General features: G+C 68.3%; 2 protein-coding genes and 1 pseudogene. 1 reads left to right on the plus strand and 2 read right to left on the minus strand.

Going from position 1 to position 3766, the window contains the following annotated elements; translation table 11 throughout:
- The coding region (locus ACE3TU_RS20065; protein WP_374627461.1) for a peptidoglycan-binding protein at nt 1-1225 on the minus strand (1225 nt) is incomplete at its 3' end.
- Nucleotides 1226-1396: 171 nt separating this feature from the next.
- Complete coding sequence (locus ACE3TU_RS20070) at nt 1397-2872, minus strand: sigma-54-dependent transcriptional regulator (RefSeq protein ID WP_374627463.1); 1476 nt, start codon at nt 2870-2872, stop codon at nt 1397-1399.
- A gap of 191 nt (nt 2873-3063) precedes the next feature.
- Here ACE3TU_RS20070 and ACE3TU_RS20075 point away from each other — a divergent pair.
- A pseudogene (locus ACE3TU_RS20075) lies at nt 3064-3766 on the plus strand (oligoendopeptidase F); the annotation flags it as partial.

Here is a 3766-nt window from a genome sequence, read left to right on the forward strand (position 1 = left end):
CCATGTTCTGGCTGGCGAGATAGCCCGGATTGGCGATCAGGTGCGGCTTGATCTCGTTGACGGCGATCGAGGGCGGCACGTTCCAGTACGGGTTGACGACGATATGCTCGATCTCGTCGTTGAACACGGGAGTCTGGTTCTGCGGCCGGCCGACGACGACGCGGGTGGTATGCACCACCTTGTCGTCCTGCTTGATCCACAGGCGGAACTCCGGAATGTTCACCTCGACCTCGAAGCGGCCGAAATCATCGGGCTCCCAGCGCCAGCGCTCCATGTTGGCGATGATGTCTTCCTTGGTCGTCGCCGATCCGCCATTGAGCGCGGCAACGGTCGCCGGGCCGATGACGCCGTCGGCGTTCAGCCCGAGGCTCTCCTGGAAGGTCTTGACCGCGGCGACCAGTGCCTCGTCGTAGCTGATGTCGACGGTGGCGGTGGCGCCGGCGGTCTCCGGGATATCGGGCTCCGGCACCTCGAGGCGCTGGCGGAGCAGGGTGACGCGCTCGTCCTTCATGCCCGGCTTGAGCAGCGGGCCGTCCGGGATGGTGACGGCGGCATCGACGACTTCGGCGCCATAGAACTTGGCGAGGGCCGCCCGCAGCCGGACGAACTCGGGCTGCCTCGGCGACAGGTCGAGCAGGATCTGGTCGGGTCGGCTGCTCTCGGCGAGCTTGACCAGCATCTCGGCTTCGTTGATCCGCTTGGGCGTGATGGTCCAGGTCTTGTTGACCTCGGTCGGGGCGACGCGCCCGCCATAGGCGTCCTGGGCGTAGCGGATGGCGGCGGCCGAGAAGGCGGTCTCGAGCGCGGCAAGCCGCGCCGGGTCGGTCCCGGCGGCGGCCACGTCCAGATCGGCGGTGAGGTAGTCGGAGGGGCGGAAGCCTTCCTTCTCGGCGGCCTCGAAGACATCGATGATGCGCTCGGCGCTGGCCGAGAACGCGATGCTGCCGTCGGCGGTCTTCTGCAGCCAGAGCGGCTCGAAGTGCCGCGAACCGTAGAAGAAGTAGAGCTTCTGCGTCTGGGTGTAGGCGCGCGTGCCCTTTTCGGCCGAGCTGTAGGCGCTCGACAGGCCGGCCTTGATGATGCGCGCCAGTTCCGTCTTGGGCGGGGCGATGACGACCCGGGTCGCCTCGATGCCGGCGACCGTCACCACTTCCTGGCCGAGCGCGGCGAGCGGCGCCCCCAACGCAATGGTTCCAGCCAACAACAGGGCCTTCAGCTTGGCCATCAGATGCTCCGTGCCCAGTGGGGGCTGTCGATGTCGGTGTCGGGACGCGGGAGGAGTCGCCACCCGTCGCAGACTACCATTTTTGCTTAGCCCCAAAAGTTTAACCGTGACAATTCCTCGCGAATTTGTGAGGCAAGACTGTGGACTTGCTGCAACGCGGCACGCCGGACCTCAGGCCGCGTCGCTCGCCAGTCCCTCATCCAGCCCGTACTCCCGCAGCTTGCGGTACAGCGTCGAGCGGCCGATGCCGAGCGCCCGGGCGACACGCGACATGCGGTAGCCGTAGCGCGCCAGCGCAAACACGATCAGTTCACGTTCCACGTCCGCGAGCGCGGCAACTTCGCCGGTGCCGGCGACGAAGCGGTCGGCCGCGGCCGCAACCTTCACCTCGTTGCGTCCATGCACCCTGGCGTCGTCAATGTGAACCGGGGCTGAAGGGGCGCGGAACGTCGCGGCCTGCCGCAGCGCTTCCGCCCGCCCGGCCCCGAAGGCGACGATCTGAGGAAAGTCCGCCGGCTCGAGCCAGGCCGTGCCGGCCAGCGCGACGGCGCGGTAGACGACGTTCTCGAGCTGCCGGACATTGCCGGGCCAATCGAACGCGCGCAGCAGCTCGAGCGCCGCCTCCGACAGGCCGGCGACCCGCTTGCCCAACTCGGCGGCGTGCCGTGCGGCGAACAGCGCGGCAAGGGCCGGCACGTCCTCGCGACGATCGCGCAGCGGGGGCAGGTAGATGGGCAGCACGTTGAGGCGGTAGTAGAGGTCCTCGCGGACCTCGCCGGCGCGGGCGAGGTTGAGCAGCCGGCGGCTGGTCGTCGCCACCAGCCGGACGTTGACCCGCAGCGGACGGTCGGAGCCGGCGGTCTCGACTTCGCCGCGTTCGAGCAGCGTCAGCAGCCTCGCCTGGGTCGGCCTGGGGAGATCGCCGACCTCGTCGAGCAGCAGCGTGCCGCCCTGCGCCTCGAAGACCTTGCCCGACGGTTCGGCGTCGCGACCGGCCAACGGGCGTCCGAACAACAGGGTGTCGATGTCGGCGGGATCGATCGCGGCGCAGTGCGCCGTGACGAAAGGCCGGCCGGAGCGCTCGCCGGTGCCGTGGATGACGCGGGCCAGCAAGTCCTTGCCAGTGCCCGCTTCGCCCTCGATCAGGATCGGGTGGCTGGTGCGGGCGGCCCTGGCGCAGAGCGACTGGACGCGCTCCATGGCGGGGGAGCGGGTGACGATGTCGCCGAGTCCCATGCTGTGGTTGAGGCGCCCCCGGTCGGTCCGCAGCAGCGATTCGAGTTCGCCCAGCCGGACGGCGTTGTGCAGCGAGACGGTCATCCGCTCCGCCGATACCGGCTTGACGACATAGTCGACGGCCCCCTGGCGCATGGCGGAGACGACGGTCTCGAGCGAGACCTGCGAAGTCTGCACGATCACCGGCACGGCAAACCCGGCACGCCGCATCTGCTCGAGCACCGCCATGCCGTCGAGATCGGGCATGACGAGGTCGAGGACCATGGCGCCGATGCGCGGATCGGCCTTCAGCAGATCCAGCGCCTCGCGGCCGGACGCGGCGGTGATCGGCCGGAACCCGGCGCGCGCGGCTACCTCCGATGTCAGACGCAACTGCACTGCATCGTCGTCAACTATCAGAACGCGAAACATAGGCCCCCGTGAGTGTGGTCGTTGCACGTTCGCAACCCGAACGAATCGCGCTGTGCCGTTTTGACCCAGCATCGGGAGGGGGGGTTAAGGGGCGATTAAGGCTGACGTTTCGGTCGCCGGAGTGGCTGCTGCTTCACATCCTTGTCCCCGCTGGCTAAGGTCGCGCCGCAACCGCAGACCGAGGTGAGAACTTGACCAACCGCCATTTGTCACGCGCGCCCGAGGCCGCCCACCAGACGGGGCACAACGCGCTGGGGACGCTGCCGGTCTGGAACCTCGGCGACCTCTATGCCGGCAGCGACGCGCCGGAGCTGAAGGCCGACCTCAAGCGGGCGCAGGACGAGGCCCGGGCCTTCGAGGCGGACTACAAGGGCAGGCTCGCGGCGCTGACCGAGGCGGGCAGACTGGTCGAGGCCATCGTCCGCTACGAGGCGCTGAGCGATGTCACCGGCAAGCTGGGGTCCTATGCGTTCCTGCAATATGTGCGCAACACGCAGGAGCCGGACCGGGTCAAGTTCCTCGGCGACCTCAGCCAGGCGCTGACGGACCTGTCGACCGGGCTGATCTTCTTCTCGCTCGAACTCAACCGGATCGAGGAGGCCGCGCTCGATGCGGCCATGGCGGGCGATGCGACGCTGGCCCGCTACCGGCCGTGGTTCGCCGAGCTGAGGAAGGCCAAGCCCTACCAGCTCGACGACAAGACCGAGCAGCTGTTCCACGAGAAATCGGTGACCGGCGCCTCGGCCTGGAACCGGCTGTTCGACGAGACCATGGCGAGCCTCAAGTTCGAGGCGCTCGGCGAGGAGATGAACCTCGAGAGCATTCTCAACCTGCTGTCCGATCGGGACGAGACCAAGCGCGAGGCGGCGTTCAACGGGATATCGCGGACGCTGC

It is taken from the genome of Devosia sp., assembly GCF_041917035.1.
GTDB lineage: Bacteria > Pseudomonadota > Alphaproteobacteria > Rhizobiales > Devosiaceae > Devosia_A.